This is a genomic window from Noviherbaspirillum sedimenti (genome assembly GCF_003590835.1).
In the GTDB taxonomy this organism is placed as follows: domain Bacteria; phylum Pseudomonadota; class Gammaproteobacteria; order Burkholderiales; family Burkholderiaceae_D; genus Paucimonas; species Paucimonas sedimenti.
Window position 1 is genome coordinate 2,161,342 of sequence record NZ_QYUQ01000002.1, and the last position, 23,113, is coordinate 2,184,454.

A 23,113-nucleotide genomic window follows, 5' to 3' on the forward strand; every position below is an offset into this window, starting at 1 on the left:
AATGTCCCATCTCGTGCATGAGTCGATCATTCGCCAGGCGATGCAGGCGCCGGCATCGCCTGCACTGGCCTACGGACGGCAGCGCTGGGACTATGCCGCACTGGGCGGTGCGCTGGAGGCATTTGCGCAAGGCTTGCTGGGGCTTGGCCTGCAGCGCGGCGAGCGGGTCGCAGTTTATCTGGAAAAGCGACTGGAAGGCGTGGCGGCCATGTTCGGCACCGCCGCCGCCGGCGCTGTGTTCGTGCCGGTCAACCCGCTGCTCAAATCCCATCAACTGGCCCATATCCTGCGCGACTGCGACGTGCGGGTACTGGTGACATCGGCCGAGCGGCTGGCCATGCTGGGCGATGCGCTGGCCGGTTGCCCCGCCCTCCACACGGTTGTGGTGACGGCAACGGCCGCGCCGCCGGCCATTGCGAGCTCCTGCGCAGTGCTTGCCTGGGACAGCCTGCTGGCCGGCGCCCGTGGCCCGAGCGGTCGACTGCCGCATCGCCGCATCGACGGCGACATGGCGGCGATCCTGTACACCTCCGGCAGCACCGGGCAGCCCAAAGGCGTGGTGCTGTCGCACCGCAACCTGGTGGCCGGCGCCGCCAGCGTCGCCAGCTATCTGCAAAACACCCCTGGCGACCGCATCCTGGCGGTGCTGCCGCTGAGTTTCGATTACGGCCTGAACCAGTTGACCACCGCGTTCGAGGTCGGCGCATCCGCAGTGCTGATGAATTACCTGCTGCCCCGGGATATACCTGCCGCGGTTGCCGAACACGGCATCACCGGACTGGCTGCCGTCCCTGCGCTGTGGATGCAGCTGGCGCGGCAAGCCTGGCCGCAACAGGATTCCCTGCGCTACATCACCAACTCCGGCGGCGCCATGCCGCAGACGACCCTGGCCTTGTTGCGTCAGGCCCTGCCGGCGGCCAAGGTGTTCCTGATGTATGGCCTGACCGAGGCCTTCCGCTCCACATACCTGCCGCCGGACGAACTGGCGCGGCGGCCGGATTCGATCGGTCGGGCGATTCCCAACGCTGAAGTCATGGTATTGCGCCCGGACGGTTCGCCTTGCGCTGCCGGCGAAGCCGGTGAACTGGTGCATCGCGGGGCGCTGGTCGCGCTGGGTTACTGGAACGACCCCGAGCGTACCGCGCAGCGCTTCCGCCCCCTGCCGGGTGACGGCGCCGGCCTGCCGCTGGCGGAAATCGCGGTATGGTCGGGCGATACCGTGAAGATGGATGAAGACGGCTTCCTGTACTTTGTCGGCCGCGGCGACGACATGATCAAGGTTTCCGGCTATCGCATCAGCCCGACTGAAATCGAGGAAGTCATCGCGGCCACCGGACTGGTGGCGGAAGCCGCGGCCTTCGGCGTACCCCACCCGAGCCTCGGGCAAGCCATCGTGGCCGTCGTCAAGCCGGGCGACGATGGCGTAACGCCGCAATTGCTGCTGCAGGAATGCCGCCGTCATCTACCCGCCTACATGGTGCCATTGCATATCGCCGTCCATGACGACGACCTGCCGCGCAACCCGAATGGCAAGATCGACCGCAAGGCGCTGCAGGCAGCGTTTTCCGGCTTGTTTGAAAATGAGGCTGAATCATGAACAGCGACAAACCCAGGCATGCGCCGCAATCGCAATTCCCGGTGCGCGACGGCCACCTGCACATCGGCGGCATTGCCTTGCCGCGCCTGGCCCAGCGCGTCGGCCGCACACCCTTCTATGCCTATGACCGCGCCTTGCTGACGGCGCGGGCGCGCGAGTTGCGGGCGGCGCTGCCCGCCGGCCTGCGCCTGCACTATTCCCTCAAGGCCAATCCAATGCCGGCGCTGGTGCAGCACATGTCCAGCCTGGTCGATGGCCTCGATGTCGCTTCCGGCGGCGAATTGAAAGTCGCCCTGGATACCGGCATGCAAGCGCAGCACATCAGTTTTGCCGGACCGGGCAAGACCGACGCCGAGCTGACGCAGGCAATTGCCGCTGGCGCCGTGCTGCACCTGGAATCGCTGCGCGAACTGGAAAGCGTCGCCCGCATCGGTGAGGCACTGGGGCTGCGACCAATGGTCATGCTGCGGATCAACCCGGATTTCGAACTGAAATCCTCGGGCATGAAAATGGGCGGCGGCCCGAGGCAATTCGGTGTGGATGTGGAACAGGCGCCGCAACTGCTGCGGCGCATCAGCGAGCTCGGGCTCGACTGGCAAGGTCTGCATATCTTCAGTGGCTCGCAATGCCTCAACGCCCAGGCAATTGCGGAAACCCAGAGCAAGACGTTCGAGCTGGCCTTGCGGCTGGCCGACCACGCCGCGCAAGCGCCGCGCCTCTTGAATATCGGCGGCGGCTTCGGCATCCCCTATTTCGCCGGCGAGACGGCGCTGCAGGTGGGCCCGATCGCCGACAATCTGGCGCACTGGCTGCCGCGCGCGCAAGCCGCCTTGGGCGGCGCGACAGTGGCACTGGAGCTGGGGCGCTATCTGGTCGGCGAAGCCGGCATCTATGTCACGCAGGTGATCGACCGCAAGGTCTCGCGCGGCCAGGTGTTTCTGGTCACGGACGGCGGCATGCACCATCACCTGGCCGCCTCCGGCAACCTGGGGCAGGTGATCCGCAAGAATTATCCGGTCGCCGTCGGCAACCGCATGAACGAGAAAAGTGGGGAAACCGTTTCGGTGGTCGGGCCGCTATGCACGCCGCTGGACATGCTGGCCGAGCGCATGGAATTGCCAGCAGCAGATGTCGGCGACCTGATCGTCATATTCCAGTCGGGCGCCTATGGCTGCAGTGCCAGCCCGTCGGCGTTCCTCGGCCACCCGCAAGCGCTGGAAGTGCTGGTCTAGCCTGCTGCTGCCGGCCAGCCCGGCACGCTGGCAATCACTAAAAATAGCTTTCCGGGATGACCAGGATATCGCCCGGCTGCATTGGCACGTTGGCAGAAATGTCGCCATCGCGGATCAGGTCGCTCAGGCGCACTGCCAGCTGTTGCTGCTTGCCATCGATGTTGCGAATGATGTTGGCGCGATTGCCAGCCGCAAATTCGGTGACACCGCCCACCGCAATCAGCACATCCATCAAGGACATGCCCTGCCGGTAAGCCAGCGCCTGCGGCTTGGCTGCCTGGCCGATGACGCGGATCTGTTCGCTATACGGGCCGACAAACGCCGTGACGATCACCGTTACCACCGGTTGCTGGATGAATTTGGCCAGCGCCTTTTCGATATCCCTGGCCAGCTGCGTCGGCGTCTTGCCGCTGGCGGTCAGATCTTCCACCAGCGGCGTGGTGATCTTGCCATCGGGACGCACTGCCACCGACATTGACACTTCGGGATTGCGCCAGACGGTGACGCTGACGGTATCGCCGGGGCCGATCAGGTAATCGCGCGGCGAAGAAGGCGCCGCAGCTGCGGCGACCGACAACTGCGGCGCGGTGGTACAGCCGCCGACGACAAGTAGGGCCAGGCCAAATGCCGCCAGGCCCAGTATTTTAACGAGCTCACGGAAAAGCACTTTCACTTGAGTTTCCTTTTTTCCAGTATGAGAGGTGAGGCGCTCCACCGGCGCATGCCACTTGGCAATGAAATTACAACACGATGTTACCATTACCATAAGATAAAAATTTCCTTAGTAACACTAATATCACCATTTTTCTTTCAAAAAATAGTAAATTTCAGTCAAATACTCGAAGCTAACTTTCCGTATGGAAATTTATTATCCCGACAAGCAAAAAATGCCCTGAAAAGTAATAACTATTGCAAAATTACACGATTACTTAGTAGCAAAAATGTTATATTTCCGCGAGAATTTTATTTTTCAATTTGGCAACATCGTCACTGATCATCGCTCGCGCAGCATAGGCACGCATACAGGCTGACCCTTTCGCCCTTGCATACGCTGGCGCCGACCTGTCCTACACGGAGAATCTGGCAAGATGGAGGAATTGGTATCTCAGTTGCTGGCCCTGGTAAAAGGGGTCTCGAAATACCGCTGGTATGCGATGGGGATCGCCTGGCTGGTGGCGCTGGCGGGCGGCATCGTCATCTTCAAGCTGCCCGACACCTATCAGTCTTCCGCCCGGGTGTTCGTCGACACGCAAAGTGTGCTCAAACCACTGCTGTCGGGCATGACCACGATGCCCAATGTGGAACAGCAAGTCTCAATCATGAGCCGCACTCTGCTGAGCCGGCCCAATGTCGAACGGGTCATTCGCATGGTAGACCTGGATATCAAGACCGGCACGGCGAAGGACAAGGAAAAGCTGATTGACGAGCTGATTTCCCGGATCAAGATCAATGGCACGATCCAGAACGATATCTACACCATTTCCTACACGGGCGAAAAGCCCAGGCTGGCCAAGGACATCGTGCAGTCGCTGCTCACCATCTTCGTCGAAGGCAGTTTCGGCGGCAAGAAAAACGATTCCGCCAAGGCGATCCAGTTTATCGATGCGCAAATAAAAACCTATGAAGACAAGCTGGCGACAGCGGAAAATGCACTCAAGGAGTTCAAGCTGAAAAACATGGGCTTGCTGCCGCGCCAGGGTGGCGACTATGGCAGCAAGCTGTATGAAGTATCGGAAAACCTGAACCAGGCCCGGCTGGAACTGCGCGAAGCCGAGCAGGCCCGGGATGCGATCAAACGCCAGATATCGGGGGACGATGGCGGCCGCGGCGCCGCGCCGGCACCGGTCAGTGTCGTCAATCCTGAAATCGATGAACGGATCCAGTCCCTGCAGAAGAACCTCGACAACCTGCACCTGCAGTTTACCGAGCAGCATCCCGATATCGTTTCGACCAAGCGCCTGATCGCCCAGCTCGAGGCGCGCAAGCTCGAAGAGGCCAAACAGAAAAAAACCGGCGGCGACCCCGGTGCCAACTACAGTCCGATGCTGCAGCAGTTGAAAGTGTCACTCTCCGCAGCGGAAGCCAGAGCGGCCTCGATGCGCGCACGCGTCGATGAATACGCCTCGCGCGTTGCCCACTTGAAGCAAATGAGCCTGGCGGCACCGGAGATCGAAACCCAGATGGCCCAGCTCAACCGCGACTACCAGGTGAACAAGGAAAACTATGAAAAGCTGGTTGCCAGCCGCGAGGCCGCCAAGCTGTCCGATGAGTTGAGTGCGACGACGGAAATGATGACCTTCCGGGTGATCGACCCGCCGACCCTGCCCTTGCAAGCCACTGGTCCGAAGCGCGCATTGCTGTTTTCCGGCTTGCTGGCGGGCGCCCTGGTGGCGGGGATTGCGTTTGCCTTCCTGATGAGTAAAATCCGGCCGACTTTCCTGAGCCAGAACGAACTGCGCAATGAAACCGGCTTGCCGATACTGGGTACGGTATCGATGATCTGGACCAATCAGGAACAGCGGCGACGCAAGAAAAGGCTGGTGGCCTTTGGCCTGTCATTCATGGGCCTGCTTGCCTTGTACGGCGGCCTGATGTCATTCATGCTGCTGCGCGCCTAGGCAAGCGCGATGCACATCAGCCGCATCATGAATTCAATACGGAATTGGCGTCGGCAATCGCATGCGGCCGGCCAGGATGATAGAGGTTTAGCGTGAGCATAATCGAAAAAGCGATCGACAAGCTGGATCAGGGCAAGGGTGACGCGCCGCGCGCACCCATCATCGCCAGCGCCGCCGAGGCTGCGCAAAAAATCGCAGTACCCGCAGTACCGACACCCGCAGCCGCAGCCGAAGCAAGGGCAAGCACAGGCGCGACATCGAAACGGGTGGAGATCAACCTGGCCCGCCTGCACGACCTCGGCATGGTCACCCCGGATGGCGGCAGGACTGCGATCGCCGAGGAATTCCGGCTCATCAAGCGCCCGCTGATCGACAAGGCCTTCGACCGGGCGAGCGGCGTTGCGTCGAATCACGCCAACCTGATCATGGTGACCAGTTCGCTGCCCGGCGAAGGCAAGAGCTTTTGCGCGGTGAACCTGGCCATCAGCATTGCCATGGAAATGGACCATACGGTGCTGCTGGTCGATGCCGACGTCGCACGGCCCTCGGTCCCGCATTTCCTCGGCTTGAAAAATGACACCGGGCTGATGGATGTCTTGCTAGATGACAAGCTGGATCTGGCCGATGTCATGCTCAGGACCAATATCGATTCCCTGAGTTTCCTGCCTGCGGGGAAAAGCCATCGCCATGCGACCGAACTGCTGGCCAGCCAGTCGATGAGCCGCCTGCTCGACGAGATCGCCAAACGTTATCCAGACCGGATCGTGATTTTCGATTCGCCGCCGGTATTGCTGACCACCGAATCGCGCGTGCTGGCCAGCCAGATGGGACAGATCGTGATGGTGGTGGAAGCCGAGAAAACCACGCAACACGCGGTCAAGGCAGTACTGCGCCAGCTTGGCGCGTCGACCAACATCAGCCTGCTGTACAACAAGTCCAGGGGATTTTCGGGCGAAGAATATTATGGCCGCTACTATAACTAGGCTGAATGCAAGCCGGGGCCGGCTGCCTGTAACTTCGGTGGCGACGGTATCGGCGCTTGCCTCGCTGCTCTTGCTGGCGGCGCCGGGCGCCGGCGCCGCGCAGTGGACATTCACGCCCAGCGTCGGCTTGGCCGAGATCTACAGCGACAATCTGCGGCTGACGCCGCGCGGTACCGAACGCAGCGAATTCATTACCCAGGTCACGCCGGGCCTGGCGATTGCCGGCGACGGGCCACGCCTGAAGTTCAAGGCCAACTACAAAATGCAGAATTTCGCCTATGCCAGGCAGGGCGGCTTCAGCAGCAACCACCAGTTCATCGGCAATGCCGACGCTGAACTGGTCGATCAGCTTTTTTTTTGAACGGCAAGGCATCGCTCAGCCAGCAAACCATTTCGCCTTTTGACATCCAGCCAGCCAGCACGGCCAACCCGAGCAGCAACCGCACTGACATCCGGACTTACAGCCTCAGCCCCTACCTGCGCCATCGCTTCGGCAGCGCCGCCGTGGCCGAGATGCGCTACACCCATGATGCGGTCGCCAGCAGTGCCGGCGGGCTGCTCGACAGCAGCAATGACAGCATCCGGCTCAGTCTCGACAGTGGCGCCGCCTTTCGTACCGTGGGATGGGGCTGGCGCTACAGCCGCCAGGATACCGATTACGACAATGCGAATTCGCTGCGCATGGAAGAAACCGCAGCCAGCCTGCGCTACCTGCTGACGCCGCGCTTCGCCCTGACCTCGAGCGTCGGCTACGAAAAAAGCAATTACCTCTCGCTGGGCGCCAAGCCGCAAGGCAGCTTCTGGCAGGCCGGCGTATCCTGGGCGCCCACAAGCAGGACTAATCTCGAGGCCAGCGCCGGCCATCGCTATTTTGGCAAATCTTATTCCCTGCTGGCCCGGCACCGTGCCCGCAACACCGTCTGGGTCGTCAGCTATGGGGATCAGATCAGCACCACGCAATCGCAATTCCAGGTGCCGGCCAGCCTGGACACTTCGGCATTTCTCAACCAGATGCTGCAAGCGGGTATCCCCGACGACGCCTTGCGCCAGCAAGCAGTGGATAAAATCATCCAGGACAATGGCTTGCCGGCATCGCTCAATACATCGGTCAATTCATTGACCAACCGTGTCTTCCTGGAAAAGCGCTGGCAGGCATCGGTGGCGATCAATGGCGCCAGGAACACGCTGCTGCTGAGCCTGTTCGACACCAATCGCAGCGCCCAGACAGCCCGTGCGGCCGATACCGCCTTGCTGGGCGCCGCCAACCTGGCGCAGGAAGACGATACGCATCAAGCCGGCATCGACGCCTTGTGGAACTGGCACCCCACTTCCCGTACCAGCTTGAGCGCCGGCCTGGGCTATGTGCGCGCCGAGTCACTTGCCACCAGCCTGCTGACCAATACCCGCACCTACCGGCTGGCGCTGAACCGCCAATTCGCACCGAAGCTGAAGGGAACGCTGGAGTATCGCCACCTGCAGCAGGAATACAACCAGCCCGGCCGGGACGTGCGCGAGAACGCCCTCACGGCTTCCCTTTTACTGACTTTCTAGCGGCACGAGGCGATTCATGTACGAGTCTTACTACGGTCTGTCCGCCAAGCCTTTCCAGCTGAAGCCCGACCCGCACTTCTTTTATGGCAGCAAAGGCCACAAGCGCGCCATGGCCTATCTTGACTATGGCCTGTCGCAGGGCGAAGGCTTCATCGTCATCACCGGCGAAATCGGCGCCGGCAAGACCACCCTGATGCGCAACCTGTTCGCGAAGCTGGAGTCCGACAAGATCCACGCCGCCCAGATTGTCACCACCCATGTCGACTCGGACGATATCCTGCGCATGGTGGCAGCGGCATTCGGCCTGGCGTTCGAGGATGCCAGCAAATCGACCTTGCTGACCCGGCTCGAACAGTTTTTCCGGCAATGCCACGCCCAGGGCAAGCGCGCCCTGCTGGTGGTCGACGAAGCGCAGAACCTGACGCCGCGCGCAGTCGAGGAATTGCGCATGCTGTCGAATTTCCAGACCAGCGACGCTTCGCTGCTGCAAACCTTCCTGCTCGGCCAGCCGGAGTTCCGCAAGACGCTTTTGAGCGGCGACATGCAGCAACTGGTGCAAAGGGTGATCGCGACCTACCACCTGGGACCGCTGGACGCCGCCGAAACCCGGGCGTACGTCGAGCACCGCCTGCATACCGTCGGCTGGCGCGACGACCCCGCCATTGCCGAAGGGGCTTACGCCGCCATCCATGCCTATAGCGGCGGCATCCCGCGTCGCATCAATACCCTGTGCGATCGCCTGTTCCTGATGGGCTACCTGGAAGAATTGCACGCCTTTGGTGGCGACGAAGTGGCTTCAGTGATTGCCGATATCCAGCAGGAATTCGCATTGCCGGTCGATGTGGCGAAACAGCGCGAAGCGGAAAAAACCCAAGTCGACGGCGATGCGGAAAATCCTTTGCAGACGCAGGCTCTGCCAGTGCTGGAAAACATGAATGAGCGCCTGTCGAAAATGGAACGCTCGGTGGTATCCATCCTGGATGCGGTCAAGAAAATCGTCTCCACGCCACGCCCGCGCAAACTTCCGGAAGAAGAGGCATGAGCTGACATGACGACCTTGATACGCAATGCAATGACAGTGGATGTCGAGGATTATTTCCAGGTCTCGGCCTTCGCCCCGCACATTTCCCGCGACAGCTGGGACAAGCTCCCCTGCCGCGTCGAGCGCAATATCGAGCGCATCCTGGCGCTGTTCGAGCGCGAAAATGTGAAGGCGACATTTTTTGCGCTGGGCTGGATCGCCGAGCGCTACCCGGCCATGATCAGGCGCATCGTCGCCGGCGGCCATGAACTGGCCAGCCATGGCTATGGCCACCTGCGCGCATCCGACCAGAGCGAAGCCGAATTCCGCCAGGACGTCAGCAGCAGCAAGGCCCTGCTGGAGGACATCGGTGGCCAGCAGGTGCTGGGCTACCGGGCGCCGAGCTTTTCCATCGGCAGCAACAATTTGTGGGCGCTGGATGTATTGCTCGAAGCCGGTTACCGCTACAGCTCCAGCATCTACCCGATCCGCCATGACCACTACGGCATGCCGGACGCGCCACGCTTTTCCTTCTATCCGAACGGCCGCGACCGGTTGCTGGAAGTGCCGATCACCACAGTGCGCATGTTCGAGCGGAACTTCCCCGCCGGCGGCGGCGGTTATTTCCGGTTTTTTCCCTATGCGCTGTCACGCTGGTTCCTGCAGAAGGTCAATCGCGACGACAGCAGCCCCGGCATCTTCTATTTCCATCCCTGGGAACTGGATCCGGACCAGCCGCGGCAGGCTGGCATCGGCATGAAGACCCGCTTTCGCCATTACATCAACCTGCATCGCATGGAAGACCGCCTGCAAGCGCTGACCCGCGATTTCCGCTGGGACCGCATGGACAAGATTTTTCTCGAACAGAAATGAATACCGCCAACGCCGCCCGCACTCCAGTCCAGGCACCAGCCCCGGCCCCAGCCGCCGGACATGCCGACCACGCCATTCCGGACTGCATGGCGCATGCCGACCTGCAAGTGCGTTCCCTGCAGGATGCCGACGCCGCCCGCTGGGATGCTTTCGTGCAGCAATCTGCGGAAGCGACTTTCTTTCACCGCGCCGGCTGGAAAAAGGTGATCGAGCGCGCGTTCGGCCACCGCACCCATTTCCTTTACGTCGAGTCTGACGGCGAAATCCTGGGCGTATTGCCGCTGGCCGAAATCAACAGCCGGCTGTTCGGACATTCCCTCGCGGCGCTGCCGTTTTGCGTCTATGGCGGCATCGCCGCAACCGACGCGGCCAGGCGCGTGCTCGACGAAGCGGCGCAACAGCTGGCAGCACAGTTGCAAGTCGGCCATCTCGAATACCGGAACCTGCAGCCGCAACATGCCGACTGGGTCTCCAAACCGCTGTACGTCACCTTCCGCAAGGAGATTGATCCGGACGAAGAAAAGAACATGCTGGCGATTCCGCGCAAGCAGCGCGCCATGGTGCGCAAGGGAATCAAGGCCGGCCTGCAAAGCGAAATCGATGCCGACATCGAACGCTTCTTCCACGCCTACTCGACCAGCGTGCACCGGCTCGGCACGCCGGTATTCTCGAAAAAATATTTCGCCATCCTCAAGGAAGTGTTCGCCGACGATTGCGAACTGCTGGTCATCACCAACGAAGGCCGCACGGTCTGCGCCGTCATGAGCTTTTACTTCCGCGATGAGGTCCTGCCCTACTATGGCGGCGGCACAGATGAAGCGCGCGCAGTCGCCGGCAACGATTTCATGTACTGGGAACTGATGCGCCGCGCCTGCGCCCGCAGCTACCGGATTTTCGACTTCGGCCGCAGCAAGCTGGGTACCGGCTCCTTTGACTTCAAGAAGAACTGGGGTTTCGAGCCGACACCGCTGCATTACGAGTATCAGTTGCATCAATCGAAGGCGGTACCGGACACCAATCCCCTCAATCCCAAGTATCAACTGTTCATCAAGATGTGGCAGCGCATGCCGCTGGCGTGGGCCAACCGCATCGGCCCCTACATCGTCAGGAACCTGGGATAGGCCGTGGAACATCTACTCTTCCTTGCGCATCGCATCCCCTATCCGCCCAACAAGGGCGACAAGATCCGCTCCTGGCATTTGCTGCGGCATCTGGCGCAGCGCTACCACGTCCATCTCGGCAGCTTCATCGACGATGCGGATGACTGGCAGTACGCCGACACGGTCAGGAAAATCTGCGCGGATACGCACTTCGCCAAGCTTGCGCCGCGCCGCGCGCGCCTGCGCAGCCTCGGCGGCCTGTTCGCCGGCCGGCCGCTGACGCTCGACTATTATCGCAACGCCGCCTTGCAATCCTGGGTGGATGAAGCCATGCGCCGCCATCAAATCGGCAAGGTCCTGGTGTTTTCCTCGGCGATGGCGCAATTCGTCGCGCCGCCGCAAGGCGCATTACCCACATTGTCCGCCGTGCGCCGGGTGATCGATTTCGTCGACGTCGATTCCGACAAGTGGGCGCAATACGCCACCAGCAAGCGCTGGCCGATGAAGTGGATTTATCAAAGGGAGGCCCGCACGCTGCTGGCCTACGAACGCAAGGTGGCGGCCGCCTTCGATGCCGCGCTGTTCGTCTCACCGGAAGAAGCGCAACTGTTCCGCGCCCTGGCGCCCGAGAGCGCGGAAAGAACCGGCCATTTCAGCAACGGCGTGGATGCCGAGTATTTTTCTCCCTTGCACGCGTTCGACAATCCCTACGGCGTGGATGAAAAGGCCATGGTGTTTACCGGCGCCATGGATTACTGGCCCAATATCGATGCGGTGCAGTGGTTCGCCCGTGAAGTCTTGCCGGCGGTGCGCGCGCAACGGCCGGACGCGGTTTTTTATATCGTCGGCAGCCGCCCGGCGCCGCAGGTCCAGGCGCTCGCCGCCCAGGCTGGCGTGCGCGTCACCGGCACGGTGCCGGATGTGCGTCCTTACCTGGCGCATGCGCACGCGGCCGTGGCACCGCTGCGCATTGCCCGTGGCATCCAGAACAAGGTGCTGGAAGCCATGGCCATGGCCAAACCTGTGGTGGTTTCAGCGCAAGCGCTGGAAGGCATTGCCGCCCGCCCGGGCGAAGACGTGCTGCTGGCAGAAGATGCCGCAAGCTTCACCGCCGCAGTCCTGCAACAGCTGGCGCAGCCGGATGCGGCGCTGGGCATGCGTGCCCGTGAAAACGTGCTGGCGAATTACGCCTGGCCAGCCCACCTGGCCGCGGTCGATGCCCTGCTGGTCGCCAGTCCTGCCGCAATCGCGGCGCCACGCTCCCGCGCGCATGACACCCCCCATTCCCTGCAAAGAAAGGCAGCCCGGTGATTTCGCAATCTGACGCCCGCTCCCGATTCTGGATCCTCTGTGCCGTGGGGGCAACGCTGCTGGCCCCGTTCATCATCTACTTTGCCACGGCGCGTTCGATCGTCGCAATCTGGAACAGTTCGGAAACCTTCGCCCACGGCTATATCATCCTGCCGATCAGCCTGTGGCTGGTCTGGCGCGAGCGCGGCAAACTGGCGCGCCTGACGCCTGCCCCCTGGTGGCCGGCGCTGCTGCTACTGGCGGCCTGCGGCTTCGGCTGGCTGCTGGCTTACCTGGGCGATGTCCAGGTGCTCAGGCAATACGCCTTTGTGGCGATGATTCCTGCCGCCGCAGTGGCCGTGCTGGGCTGGCGGATTTCCTCGCGGCTGGCGTTTCCCCTGCTGTTTTTGCTGTTCGCCGTGCCTTTCGGCGATATCTTCATCGATCCCCTGATCAGACTGACGGCGGATTTCACCGTGGCAGCGGTCGAAGCAACCGGCATCCCGATCCTGCGTCAGGGGAACAATTTCTCCCTGCCCTCCGGCGACTGGTCGGTAGTGGAAGCCTGCAGCGGCGTGCGCTACCTGATTTCCTCGGTCACGCTCGGCTGCCTGTACGCCTACCTCACATACCGCTCGTGGCAGCGGCGGCTGCTGTTCGTGCTGGTGTCGATCGTAGTGCCGATCGTCGCCAATGGCGCGCGCGCCTTCATGATCGTCATGATCGGCCATTTCAGCGGCATGCAACTGGCCGTCGGCGTCGATCACCTGGTCTATGGCTGGCTGTTCTTCGGCCTGGTGATGTTCCTGATGTTCTGGATCGGCAGCTTCTGGCGCGAGGATGCGCCGCGCGCAAACAACCCGGCGCCCACGGATGCCTTGCTTCAAGAGACAACGCCCCCGGACGTGCCTGCGTCACCCGCTGCTTCGACGGCAGGTGGGCGCATGGCTGCCGCTGCGATTGCCGCCATCGCCGCCATGGCGCTCTGGCCCGCCTATGGCTATTACCTGGAGCACTCCGGCGCCCCCCTGGCGCAAGCCGACCTGTCCGGCTTCCGGCCAGGCTGGCAAGCCGGCGCGCGGTTCACCGACTGGAAGCCGCACTTCCAGACGCCGAACGCTGAAATCAGCCGTTTTTTCCGCAAAAATGCGCAACAGGCCGGGCTGACGCTGCTGTATTACCGCAACCAGCATGACGATTCCGAACTGATCAACTCGCAAAACCGCCTGGTGGTGGATGAAGACCCAAGCTGGCGCAGGATTTCCAGCCGCGGCCATCAGACAGCGCTGGCCGGGCAGCAGCTCGCCGTGCGCGAAACGCAACTGCAAGGCGCATCCGGCAAGCTGCTGGTGTGGCAGTGGTACTGGATCGATGGCGGTTTTCTCCTCAGCGACTACACCGGCAAACTGCTGCAGGCCAAGCTCAAGCTGCTGCGCCAGCGCGACGATGGTGCCTCGCTGATGGCCTATGCACCGCTCACCGAGGATATCGAACAGGCGCGCGCCACCCTGCGCGATTTTCTCGCCGAAAACCTGGCACCACTCGAAGCCATGCTGGCGGCCAACCGCCAGTCCTTGCCCTGAGACCGGGACACGCGATGCACGCAATCGATACCCGTCCGCTCATTGTTCACCTTGTCTATCGCCTGGATTTTGGCGGCCTGGAGACCCTGCTGGTCGAATGCGTCAACCGCCTGCCCGCCGAACGCTACCGGCATGCAGTGGTCTGCCTGACCGATTACTCGGCTTTCGCCAAAAAGATCCGTGTCCCCGACGTCGCCCTGTTCTCACTGCACAAACCGGCCGGCCTGGGCCTGTCGACGCACCTGAAGCTCTGGCGCCTGCTGCGCCGCCTGAAGCCGGCCATCCTGCATACTTATAACCTGGCGGCGATCGAGTATGCCTTTACCGCGGCCATGGCCGGCGTGCCGATCCGCATCCACGCCGAACACGGCCGCGACGCCGCCGACCCGGAAGGCAAGAATCCGAAGCACAATCTCCTGCGCAGGCTGCTGGTGCCCTTCATCGACCGCTACATTCCCGTGTCAGGCGATCTTGCGCACTGGCTGCAAACGGTAGTCGGCATACCGCCAGCGAAAGTGCAGCTGATTCATAACGGCGTCGATACCGGGCAATTCCATCCGGGGCCGGCCCGCCCGGCGGAAACACAGCAGATAGCGCCGACGCCGTTTGGCGACGACTGCTTCGTCATCGGCACGGTCGGCCGCATCCAGGATGTCAAGAACCACCTCGGCCTGGTCGATGCCTTTATCCATCTGCGGCAATTACTGCCGGATGCCTCCGGCCTGCGGCTGGCCATTGTCGGTGACGGCCCCTTGCTGCCAAAATTGCGGGCAAAAGTTAACGTCGCAGGCCTGGCTGAAGTCGTCTGGCTGCCCGGGGCGCGCACCGACATCGCCGACATCATACGTGGCTTCGACCTGTTCGTCCTGCCGTCGCTGGCCGAAGGCACGCCGGTCACCGTGCTGGAAGCCATGGCCTGCGGCCTGCCGGTGGTTGCCACGCGGGTAGGCGGCCTGCCGGAAGTGGTCGAGGAAAATATCAGCGGCTTGCTGGTGCCACCCGCCGATGCGCCCGCACTGGCGGCTGCCCTGCTTTCCTTTCATTCCAGGCCGGACCACGCCGGCGCGGCCGGTGCGGCCGGCCGCCTGCGTGTGGAGCGGCAATACAGCGTGCAGGCGATGCTGACCGCCTATGCCGGACTGTACGAGGCGCTGCTGGCCAATAAAACATCTTTCAGGGAACCCATCAGATCATGTGCGGAATAGTCGGCATCTTCGACCCTCGCGGCGAACGGCAAATCGAGCGGCAAACGCTGCATGCGATGAACGAGCGCCAGCACCATCGCGGCCCCGACGAAGGCGGCCTGCATCTCGAAACCGGGGTCGGACTCGGCCACCGGCGGCTGTCCATCATCGACCTGTCCACCGGCCAGCAGCCGCTGTTCAACGAAGACGACAGCGTGGTCATCGTATTCAACGGCGAAATCTACAACTTCCGCGAGTTGATGGCGGAGCTGGTCGGACTGGGCCATGTGTTCCGCACCCACAGCGATACCGAGGCGATCGTGCACGCCTGGGAACAATGGGGGCCGGCTTGCGTAGAGCGCCTGCGCGGCATGTTTGCCTTCGCCATCTGGGACCGCAATGCCAGGACCTTGTTCGTCGCGCGCGACCGCCTGGGCATCAAACCGCTGTATTACGCGCAGTCGGCCGATGGCAGTTTCATCTTCGGGTCCGAATTGAAAGCGCTGTTGGCGTATCCCGGCATGCCGCGCGCAATCGACCCGTGCGCCGTCGAGGATTATTTCGCCTATGGCTATGTGCCGGAACCGCGCACGATCTACCAGGGCGCATTCAAGCTGCAGCCCGGACACACGCTGACGCTGCGCGTGGGCGAGGCGATGCCGCAACCGCAGCCATACTGGGACGTGCCGTTCCGCCCGCTCGGCCCGATCAGCGAGGCCGATGCCGCCAGCGAACTGAACGAACGCCTGCGCGAAGCGGTGCAATCGCACATGGTGGCCGAAGTGCCGCTGGGCGCATTCCTGTCCGGCGGCGTCGATTCCAGCGCCATCGTCGCCGCCATGGCCAGTCTGACGAAAGAACCGGTCAACACCTGCTCGATCGCCTTCAACGACCCCGCCTACGATGAATCCGCATATGCGGCGCAAGTGGCGACGCAATACAAGACCCGCCACCACAGCGAAACGGTGGACAAGGACGATTACGCACTGCTCGACACCCTGGCAGAGCTTTACGACGAACCCTATGCCGACAGCTCGGCCATACCCACCTACCGCGTCTGCCAGCTGGCGCGCAAGCGCGTCACGGTGGCACTGTCGGGCGATGGTGGCGACGAGAATTTTGCCGGCTACCGGCGCCACCGACTGGCAATGGCGGAGCAGCGGGTGCGCTCGACCATGCCGCTGGCGTTGCGCAAGCCGCTGTTCGGCGTGCTCGGAAAAATCTATCCCAAGGCAGACCGGGTGCCACGCTTCCTGCGTGCCAAGACCACCTTCGAAGCGCTCAGCCGCGATCTGGTGGACGGCTATTTTCATGGCGTCTCGGTGATGCCGGATCGACTGCGCGCGCGCCTGTTCAGCCCGGCATTTCGCCGTACGCTGCAAGGATATGACGCGATTGAAGTGATGCGCGGCCACGCCGGCGTCGCACCCACCGATGATCCGCTGTCGCTGATCCAGTACCTCGACATGAAAACCTGGCTGCCCGGCGACATCCTGACCAAGGTGGACCGCGCCAGCATGGCGCACGCACTGGAAGTGCGAGTGCCCCTGCTCGACCACCAGCTGGTCGAATGGATCTCCGGCCTGCCCTCCTCGCTCAAGCTGCGCGGCCAGGAAGGCAAGTACATTTTCAAGAAGGCGCTGGAGCCGCAGCTGTCGCAAGACATCCTGTACCGCGACAAGATGGGCTTTTCCATTCCGCTGGCCAGCTGGTTCCGCGGGCCGCTGCGGCAGCGCGTGCGCGAGGCCCTGCTGGGTCCGGCAATGGCCGACAGCGGCATCTTCGACATGGGATTCGTTACCGAGATGGTCGAGCAGCACCAGTCAGGGCGGCGCGATTACAGCGCGCCGATCTGGATGCTGCTGATGTTCGAAGCCTTCCTGCGCAAGGAAACGGCCTAATTCGCCCAGGTTCGGTACCAGGCGCCGAAGCGCTCCAACCCCTGTTCCAGCGGCGTGGCCGGCGCGAAGCCGACGTGCGCGCGCAAGGCGGCGGTGTCGGCATAGGTGGCCGGCACGTCGCCGGGCTGCATCGGCTGAAAATCGATCCGCGCCTCGACCCCCAGCACCTTTTCCAGGGTCCGGATGAATTCGAGCACGCGCACCGGCTGGTGGTTGCCGATATTGAAGACCGCGTGCGGCGCCGCGCCATTCTCTGCCACGGTCGGCTTGAACAGCAGCCGCACCACGCCCTCGACGATGTCGTCGATGTAGGTGAAGTCGCGCCGCAGCTCACCGCCGGCGAACACCGGAATCATCTCGCCCTTGAGCATCTTTTGCGTAAAGCTGAAATACGCCATGTCCGGCCGGCCCCAGGGGCCATACACGGTAAAGAAGCGCAAGCCGGTAGCCGGAAAACGGTACAGGTGGCTGTAGGAATACGCCATCAGCTCGTTGGATTTCTTGGTCGCCGCATACAGCGAGACCGGCTCGTCGGTACGGTCGCTCTCGCTGAAGGGCACCTTGGCATTGGCGCCATACACACTGCTGCTGCTGGCATACAGCAGATGCTCGACCTGGTGCTGGCGGCAAGCCTCCAGCATGTTGGCGAATCCCACCAGGTTCGACTGGATATAGGCCGCCGGATTCTGCAGCGAATAACGCACGCCGGCCTGCGCCGCCAGGTGCACCACCAGCGCCGGCCGGTGCTGTGCGAACAGCTGCTCGACCTGCGCCGCGTCAGCCAGTTCGAGCGGCAGGCAAGGCACGCCCCGTGGCGCCAGCAACGCTGCCACCCGGTCGCGCTTGAGCTGCGGCGTGTAGTAGTCATTGAAATTGTCGCAACCGATGACCTGGTACCCCATGTCGGCCAGGCGGGCGGCGACGAAGGCGCCGATGAATCCGGCGGCGCCGGTCACCAGGATGGACTTGCCTGCGCTGCTCACTGGTTCGTCCAGGGATTGCGGCGGCCGATACCGTAATAGCGCAAGCCGGCGGCGCGCACGATTTCGGGGTCGTACTGGTTGCGGCCGTCGAAAATCGCCTTGCTGCGCAACGTACTGGCCAACAGGCCGAAATCCGGCGCACGGAACTCCTTCCACTCGGTCACCAGCACCAGGACGTCGGCATCCTCGATCGCTTCGGACGAGGATGCCACCAACGCCAGTTGCCCCGAGCGCAGGCATTCCGCTCTGGTCGCCTGCAAAATCCGTCCTGCCTCCTCGCGCGCCACCGGGTCGTAAGCGCGGATGCGGCAGCCTGCCTGCAGCAACTGGTGGATCAGCACCAGGCTGGGCGCCTCGCGCATATCATCAGTATTGGGTTTGAAGGACAAGCCCCACAAGGCGATGGTCTTGCCATACAGTTCGTCGCGGCCGCCGAAGTGGCGCGCGATCTTTTCGAACAGGACGCCCTTTTGCGCCTCGTTGACGGTTTCGATGGCTTTCAGGAGATGCAGCGTACGACCATGGTCGACCGAAGTTTTCAGCAAGGCCTTGACATCCTTGGGAAAGCACGAGCCTCCGAAGCCCATGCCGGAATACAGGAAATGCGGGCCGATGCGCGGGTCGGAGCCGATCCCCATGCGTACCGCCTCGATATCCGCATCCAGCGCCTCGGCCAGGTTGGACAATTCATTCATGAAGCTGATGCGGGTCGCCAGCATGGCATTGGCGGCATACTTGGTCAATTCCGCACTGCGCACATCCATTTCGATCATCTTGTCGTGGTTGCGGCTGAATGGCGCGTACAGTTGCCGCATCACCTTGGTCGCCTGCTCGTCGTTGCTGCCGATGATGATGCGGTCCGGCCGCATGAAATCCTCGATCGCCGCGCCTTCCTTCAGGAATTCAGGATTGCTGACCACCGCGAAGTCGATGCGCGCAGCGCGGCGATCGAGTTCCTGGCGGATCGCCTGGCTGACCGCATCGGCGGTGCCAACCGGGACCGTGGATTTATCCACCACCACGACCGGCCGGCTCAGGCGCTGGCCGATGCTGCGCGCCGCTGACAGGATATGCGTGAGGTCGGCGCTGCCATCCTCGTCAGGCGGCGTGCCAACCGCAAGGAAAATCACCTCGGCATGCTCTACCGCTTCATCGTAGCTGGTGGTGAAAGCGATCCGCCCGGCGGCGAAATTACGTGTAACCAGCGTATCCAGGCCGGGCTCGTGAATCGGAATGCTACCGGCCTTGAGCATCTCGACCTTGCGGGCATCGACGTCCAGGCACAGGACATTGTTACCAAAATCCGCGAAGCACGCGCCCGACACCAGGCCGACATAGCCCGTTCCGATGATGGTGATTTTCATGAATTTATTTAGCTAAATGTTAAAAAATTTTAAATCAAAATTTGTTGCAGAAACAAGCTTGCCGACATTTTATTGAAAAGAATATACTTAATAAATTACTAGTAGTAAATGTTTAATATTAGAATATTGCAAATGTTTTACTTGTCTTGATTTTAACTGGCAATTTGAGAATTGCCGGACCTTGGGCCCGGATGAAACTGCTTACCTTCAGCACCTTGTTTCCCAACGCGGAAAAACCCAACCACGGGATATTCGTGGAGACACGCCTGCGCTATCTGCTGGCAAGCGGCAAGGTGCAATCCCGGGTGGTCGCACCGGTACCCTGGTTTCCCTCCGCGCACCCTCGCTTCGGTCGATACGCTGGCTATGCCAAAGTGCCGGCCGTGGAAAGCCGCGCCGGCATCGAAGTGCAACACCCGCGTTATGTCCTGCCACCCAAAGTTGGCATGACCCTGGCGCCGTTCCTGCTCGCGCAATCGGTCAAACCAACTGTGCGCCGCATCATCGACGCGGGTTACGATTTTGACCTGATTGACGCCCACTATTTCTATCCGGATGGCGTCGCCGCCGTCATGCTGGGACGCCATTTCAACAAACCGGTGGTCATTACCGCACGCGGTACCGACATCAACCTGATTCCGCAGTACCCCTTGCCGCGCACGCAGATCCTCTGGGCTGGCCGCCGGGCGCAAGGCATGATTACCGTCTGCAATGCGCTGAAAGAAGAAATAGTTGGGCTCGGCATCGACGCCGATCGCATTACGCCCCTGCGCAATGGCGTTGATCTGCAGCGCTTCCAGCCAGTGGACCGCGCCACGGTGCGCGCTGCTCTCGGCATGACCGGTTTCACCTTGCTGTCGGTCGGCTTGCTCGAACCGCGCAAGGCGCATGACTTGATCATCGCGGCCCTGCCGGCGCTACCCGATACGCGGTTGATGATTGCCGGCAGCGGACCGGAACGCGCCAGGCTCGAAGCGCTGGCGCAGCAATTGAATGTGTCCGGGCGCGTGAGATTCCTGGGCGCACTGCCGCAAACCGAACTGCGCAATTATTACGGCGCCGCGGATGCCATGGTGCTGGCCTCCAGCCGCGAAGGCTGGGCCAATGTGCTGCTTGAATCCATGGCCTGCGGCACGCCCGTAGTCGCCAGCAATGTCTGGGGCACGCCGGAAGTCGTCGCCGCGCCGGCAGCCGGCATCCTGATGGCCGAGCGCACACCCCAGGGCGTCGCCGACGCAGTGCGCAAGCTGCGCGAAAATTACCCCGCCCACGAAGCCACGCGAAGCTACGCGGAAAAATTCAGCTGGGACGACACCACCGCGGGACAAATCGCCCTGTTCGACAAGATACTGGGGGAGTTCCGCCCGTGAAAATTCTCTACCATCACCGCACCCGCTCCAAGGATGGTCAGTACGTCCATATCGAGGAAATGATCGATGCCCTGCGCGAGCAGGGACATGAGGTCATCATCGTGGCACCGCCCAGTGCGGAGAGCGAGGCTTTCGGTTCCGATGCCGGGCTGGTCGCCTGGCTCAAGCGCCATCTGCCGAAATGGTTTTATGAACTGATGGAGCTGGCGTATTCGCTGGTGGCATACCGACGCCTGGACAAGGCCGTCAAGCTGCATCGACCGGATTGCCTGTACGAGCGTTACAACCTGTTCCTGCCTGCGGGGATCTGGCTCAAGCGCAGATACAAATTGCCCATGCTATTGGAAATCAATGCGCCGATCTTCGAGGAGCGGGCGCGTTACGATGGCTTGTCACTGAAGCGCCTGGCGCGCTGGTCGCAAGCTTACGCATGGCGCAACGCAGACTACGTGTTGCCGGTGACGCAGGTGCTGGCGGATATCGTCGCCGCCTACGGGGTCGCGCGCGAGCGCATCGTGGTGGTCCCGAATGGCATCAATGAAAAACGCTTTGCGCAGGCGCCGGACACCGAGGCCGCGAAAGCCGCACTGGGGCTGCAGGGCAAGCTGGTGCTGGGATTCACCGGCTTCGTGCGCGACTGGCACGGGCTGGACAAGGTGATCGACCTGATCGCAGCAGATCCGGCGGAATCGAGCCGGCACTTGCTGGTGGTGGGCGACGGGCCGGTGCGCGCGGCGCTTGAAGAGCAGGCGCGCGCACTGAACATCAGCCATCGGGTCAGCTTTACCGGCATTGTCGGGCGCGATGATGTGGCGCGTTATGTCGCGGCGTTCGATATCGCGCTGCAACCGGCGGTGGTCGCGTATGCTTCGCCACTGAAGCTGTTCGAGTATCTGGCGCTGGGCAAAGCTATCGTGGGGCCGGCGCAGCCGAATCTCATGGAGATACTTAAAGATAACCACAATGCGATTTTGTTTGACCCCGCACACGCTAGCGGGCTTGCCGAAGCAATCAGCAGGCTCTGCAGGAGTAACACGCTGCGCGCCCAGCTTGCAGAAAATGCACGCCAAACAATTTCTGATCAGGAGCTAACCTGGAATGGCAATGCAATACGTGTGGAAAAAATGTTTGAACGCCTAATAATCCGTGCGTGATCTCCTGATCTTTGCGATCGTTTTTGGATCGTTGCCCTACATTCTAAAACGCCCGGCTATCGGCGTGCTGATGTTCACGTGGATCAGCCTGATGAATCCGCATAGGCTTACTTATGGCGCAGCCTATGCGTTCCCTTTTGCAGCAGTATTGGGGGCTGTAACACTGTTAAGCCTTTTGTTCACAAGAGAGCCAAAGCGATTTCCAGTGACTCCGGTAACGCTTACATTAATTGTGTTCCTGGCATGGATGACGTTTACAAGTTTTTTTGCATTAGAACCCGGATTGGTATGGAAAGAATGGGATCGGGTGATGAAGAGTCTTTTCATCATTTTGATTGCCATGCTTGTGCTCAACACGGAAAAGGACATCAAGGCATTTGTCTGGGTAGTCGGACTTTCACTGGGAATCTATGGCCTAAAGGGGGGGATTTTCACACTGGCTTCCGGCGGTAGCCACAAGGTATGGGGGCCGGAAGGAAGCTATATTTACGAAAACAACTCACTTGCACTGGCTTTCATTGCTACGCTACCCATCATCTGGTACATGCGGGTACATGCTGACAAAAAATGGCTGCGCATCGGTTTGACGGGTATGGTCATCTGTACCGTAATAGCGGCGGTAGGTTCATACTCCCGCGGGGCACTGCTCGGAGGGGGAGTCATGCTGTTTTTTTTGTGGTTGAAGAGTCCCAAAAAAATACTCACCGGCTCTGCACTCATTTTCATAGTACTGCTTGTATATGCGGTGATGCCGGAGCAATGGTTTGCCAGAATGCAAACCATTGATAATTTCCAGGAGGATGCCTCGGCCATGGGGCGTTTTAATGCCTGGTATTTTGCAATCAATGTTGCCACAAATCATTTTTTGGGTGGCGGCTTTAATGTGTTTTCACCGAGAATGTTTCTTGCCTATGCGCCCAATCCTCTCGATTATCATGTGGCGCATAGCATCTATTTCCAGGTTTTGGGAGACCATGGATTCATTGGTCTGACAATGTATCTCCTGTTAATGTATTTTTCCTGGCGAACCGGTACCCGGATCATCAAGTTTTGCAAAGAAAAAGAAGAACTCAAGTGGGCCAGCGATCTTGCAAAAATGGTTCAAGTAAGCATTATCGGATTTGCAGTAGGAGGGGCGTTCCTATCCTTGGCGTATTTCGATTTGTACTACGATATTATTTTAATATTAGTCTTATTAGAAAAAGTGCTGATCTTGAATTCCAATCGCGATGGACATGTCCCGCAGCAGAAAACCAGAACACCGGCACCCAACAAAATCAATAAATTCCAGAACGATTTGACTCATTAA

At 61.1% G+C, this 23,113-nt stretch carries 19 protein-coding genes; 16 read left to right on the plus strand and 3 right to left on the minus strand.

The features are described from left to right. The first annotated feature begins 1 nt into the window (after position 1). Both D3878_RS10050 and D3878_RS10055 read left to right on the plus strand, forming a co-directional pair. Positions 2–1,597, plus strand: coding sequence for an acyl-CoA ligase (AMP-forming), exosortase A system-associated (locus D3878_RS10050; protein ID WP_119785340.1), 1,596 nt, complete (start codon positions 2–4; stop codon positions 1,595–1,597). Beyond that, the gene (locus D3878_RS10055; RefSeq protein ID WP_119785341.1) at positions 1,594–2,829 is read left to right on the plus strand and encodes a pyridoxal-dependent decarboxylase, exosortase A system-associated; all 1,236 of its coding nucleotides are present in this window, start codon (positions 1,594–1,596) and stop codon (positions 2,827–2,829) included. The genes D3878_RS10050 and D3878_RS10055 overlap by 4 nt, the downstream gene beginning before the upstream one ends. A 37-nt stretch (positions 2,830–2,866) precedes the next feature. Here the strand turns inward: D3878_RS10055 and D3878_RS10060 are convergent, their stop codons facing one another. Then, positions 2,867–3,496 carry an XrtA/PEP-CTERM system exopolysaccharide export protein gene (locus D3878_RS10060; protein ID WP_233556474.1) on the minus strand — a complete coding sequence of 210 codons (630 nt, stop codon included), beginning with the start codon at positions 3,494–3,496 and terminating at the stop codon, positions 2,867–2,869. A gap of 421 nt (positions 3,497–3,917) precedes the next feature. Here D3878_RS10060 and D3878_RS10065 point away from each other — a divergent pair, with 421 nt between their 5' ends. From D3878_RS10065 to D3878_RS10115, 11 genes are all read left to right on the plus strand, one after another. Beyond that, positions 3,918–5,447, plus strand: coding sequence for an XrtA system polysaccharide chain length determinant (locus D3878_RS10065; protein ID WP_119785343.1), 1,530 nt, complete (start codon positions 3,918–3,920; stop codon positions 5,445–5,447). 92 nt (positions 5,448–5,539) lie between these two features. After that, positions 5,540–6,430, plus strand: a complete 891-nt coding sequence (locus tag D3878_RS10070; RefSeq protein ID WP_199688133.1) for an XrtA-associated tyrosine autokinase — start codon at positions 5,540–5,542, stop codon at positions 6,428–6,430. Continuing rightward, positions 6,411–6,791, plus strand: coding sequence for a hypothetical protein (locus D3878_RS10075; protein WP_147383918.1), 381 nt, complete (start codon positions 6,411–6,413; stop codon positions 6,789–6,791). The genes D3878_RS10070 and D3878_RS10075 overlap by 20 nt, the downstream gene beginning before the upstream one ends. After that, positions 6,788–7,981 carry a TIGR03016 family PEP-CTERM system-associated outer membrane protein gene (locus D3878_RS10080; protein ID WP_119785345.1) on the plus strand — a complete coding sequence of 398 codons (1,194 nt, stop codon included), beginning with the start codon at positions 6,788–6,790 and terminating at the stop codon, positions 7,979–7,981. Before D3878_RS10075 ends, D3878_RS10080 begins: the two co-directional genes overlap by 4 nt. 16 nt (positions 7,982–7,997) lie before the next feature. Then, the gene (locus D3878_RS10085; RefSeq protein ID WP_119785346.1) at positions 7,998–9,023 is read left to right on the plus strand and encodes an XrtA/PEP-CTERM system-associated ATPase; all 1,026 of its coding nucleotides are present in this window, start codon (positions 7,998–8,000) and stop codon (positions 9,021–9,023) included. A gap of 6 nt (positions 9,024–9,029) precedes the next feature. After that, entirely contained in the window at positions 9,030–9,875 is an 846-nt protein-coding gene (locus D3878_RS10090) for an XrtA system polysaccharide deacetylase (RefSeq protein ID WP_119785347.1), read from the plus strand. 86 nt (positions 9,876–9,961) lie between these two features. Beyond that, positions 9,962–10,996 (plus strand): FemAB family XrtA/PEP-CTERM system-associated protein, encoded by a 1,035-nt coding sequence (locus tag D3878_RS10095; RefSeq protein WP_119787818.1) that lies wholly within the window; start codon positions 9,962–9,964, stop codon positions 10,994–10,996. Between the two features lie 3 nt (positions 10,997–10,999). Next, the gene (locus D3878_RS10100) at positions 11,000–12,286 is read left to right on the plus strand and encodes a TIGR03087 family PEP-CTERM/XrtA system glycosyltransferase (RefSeq protein ID WP_119785348.1); all 1,287 of its coding nucleotides are present in this window, start codon (positions 11,000–11,002) and stop codon (positions 12,284–12,286) included. After that, positions 12,283–13,848 (plus strand): exosortase A, encoded by a 1,566-nt coding sequence (gene xrtA / locus D3878_RS10105; RefSeq protein ID WP_119785349.1) that lies wholly within the window; start codon positions 12,283–12,285, stop codon positions 13,846–13,848. Before D3878_RS10100 ends, xrtA begins: the two co-directional genes overlap by 4 nt. Positions 13,849–13,862: 14 nt before the next feature. Beyond that, positions 13,863–15,053 (plus strand): TIGR03088 family PEP-CTERM/XrtA system glycosyltransferase, encoded by a 1,191-nt coding sequence (locus D3878_RS10110; protein WP_119785350.1) that lies wholly within the window; start codon positions 13,863–13,865, stop codon positions 15,051–15,053. Then, on the plus strand, positions 15,041–16,933 hold the full coding sequence (locus tag D3878_RS10115; RefSeq protein WP_119785351.1) for an XrtA/PEP-CTERM system amidotransferase: 1,893 nt from the start codon (positions 15,041–15,043) through the stop codon (positions 16,931–16,933). Before D3878_RS10110 ends, D3878_RS10115 begins: the two co-directional genes overlap by 13 nt. Here D3878_RS10115 and D3878_RS10120 read toward each other — a convergent pair. Together D3878_RS10120 and D3878_RS10125 are read right to left on the minus strand one after the other, a co-directional pair. Continuing rightward, on the minus strand, positions 16,930–17,916 hold the full coding sequence (locus D3878_RS10120) for an NAD-dependent epimerase/dehydratase family protein (RefSeq protein ID WP_147383919.1): 987 nt from the start codon (positions 17,914–17,916) through the stop codon (positions 16,930–16,932). The two genes, D3878_RS10115 and D3878_RS10120, sit on opposite strands and share 4 nt — an antisense overlap. Continuing rightward, positions 17,913–19,280, minus strand: coding sequence for a UDP-glucose dehydrogenase family protein (locus tag D3878_RS10125; protein ID WP_119785352.1), 1,368 nt, complete (start codon positions 19,278–19,280; stop codon positions 17,913–17,915). Before D3878_RS10125 ends, D3878_RS10120 begins: the two co-directional genes overlap by 4 nt. A gap of 191 nt (positions 19,281–19,471) precedes the next feature. Between D3878_RS10125 and D3878_RS10130 the strand changes: the two genes are divergently transcribed. Genes D3878_RS10130 through D3878_RS10140 form a run of 3 tightly spaced genes read left to right on the plus strand, consistent with a single transcriptional unit; the run spans position 19,472 to position 23,113 of the window. Beyond that, positions 19,472–20,650: a glycosyltransferase family 4 protein gene (locus tag D3878_RS10130; protein WP_119785353.1), complete on the plus strand. Its 1,179-nt coding sequence runs from the start codon at positions 19,472–19,474 to the stop codon at positions 20,648–20,650. Next, entirely contained in the window at positions 20,647–21,804 is a 1,158-nt protein-coding gene (locus D3878_RS10135; RefSeq protein WP_119785354.1) for a glycosyltransferase family 4 protein, read from the plus strand. Before D3878_RS10130 ends, D3878_RS10135 begins: the two co-directional genes overlap by 4 nt. Beyond that, positions 21,797–23,113, plus strand: coding sequence for a putative O-glycosylation ligase, exosortase A system-associated (locus D3878_RS10140; protein WP_119785355.1), 1,317 nt, complete (start codon positions 21,797–21,799; stop codon positions 23,111–23,113). The genes D3878_RS10135 and D3878_RS10140 overlap by 8 nt, the downstream gene beginning before the upstream one ends.

Bases quoted from the DNA above. Each gene is read 5' to 3' on its own strand.
- D3878_RS10050 (WP_119785340.1), top strand. From the start codon at position 2: ATGTCCCATCTCGTGCATGAGTCGATCATTCGCCAGGCGATGCAGGCG.
- D3878_RS10075 (WP_147383918.1), top strand. From the start codon at position 6,411: ATGGCCGCTACTATAACTAGGCTGAATGCAAGCCGGGGCCGGCTGCCT.
- D3878_RS10110 (WP_119785350.1), top strand. From the start codon at position 13,863: ATGCACGCAATCGATACCCGTCCGCTCATTGTTCACCTTGTCTATCGC.
- D3878_RS10085 (WP_119785346.1), top strand. From the start codon at position 7,998: ATGTACGAGTCTTACTACGGTCTGTCCGCCAAGCCTTTCCAGCTGAAG.
- D3878_RS10055 (WP_119785341.1), top strand. From the start codon at position 1,594: ATGAACAGCGACAAACCCAGGCATGCGCCGCAATCGCAATTCCCGGTG.
- D3878_RS10130 (WP_119785353.1), top strand. From the start codon at position 19,472: ATGAAACTGCTTACCTTCAGCACCTTGTTTCCCAACGCGGAAAAACCC.
- D3878_RS10115 (WP_119785351.1), top strand. From the start codon at position 15,041: ATGTGCGGAATAGTCGGCATCTTCGACCCTCGCGGCGAACGGCAAATC.
- D3878_RS10065 (WP_119785343.1), top strand. From the start codon at position 3,918: ATGGAGGAATTGGTATCTCAGTTGCTGGCCCTGGTAAAAGGGGTCTCG.
- D3878_RS10125 (WP_119785352.1), bottom strand. From the start codon at position 19,280: ATGAAAATCACCATCATCGGAACGGGCTATGTCGGCCTGGTGTCGGGC.
- D3878_RS10090 (WP_119785347.1), top strand. From the start codon at position 9,030: ATGACGACCTTGATACGCAATGCAATGACAGTGGATGTCGAGGATTAT.
- D3878_RS10095 (WP_119787818.1), top strand. From the start codon at position 9,962: ATGGCGCATGCCGACCTGCAAGTGCGTTCCCTGCAGGATGCCGACGCC.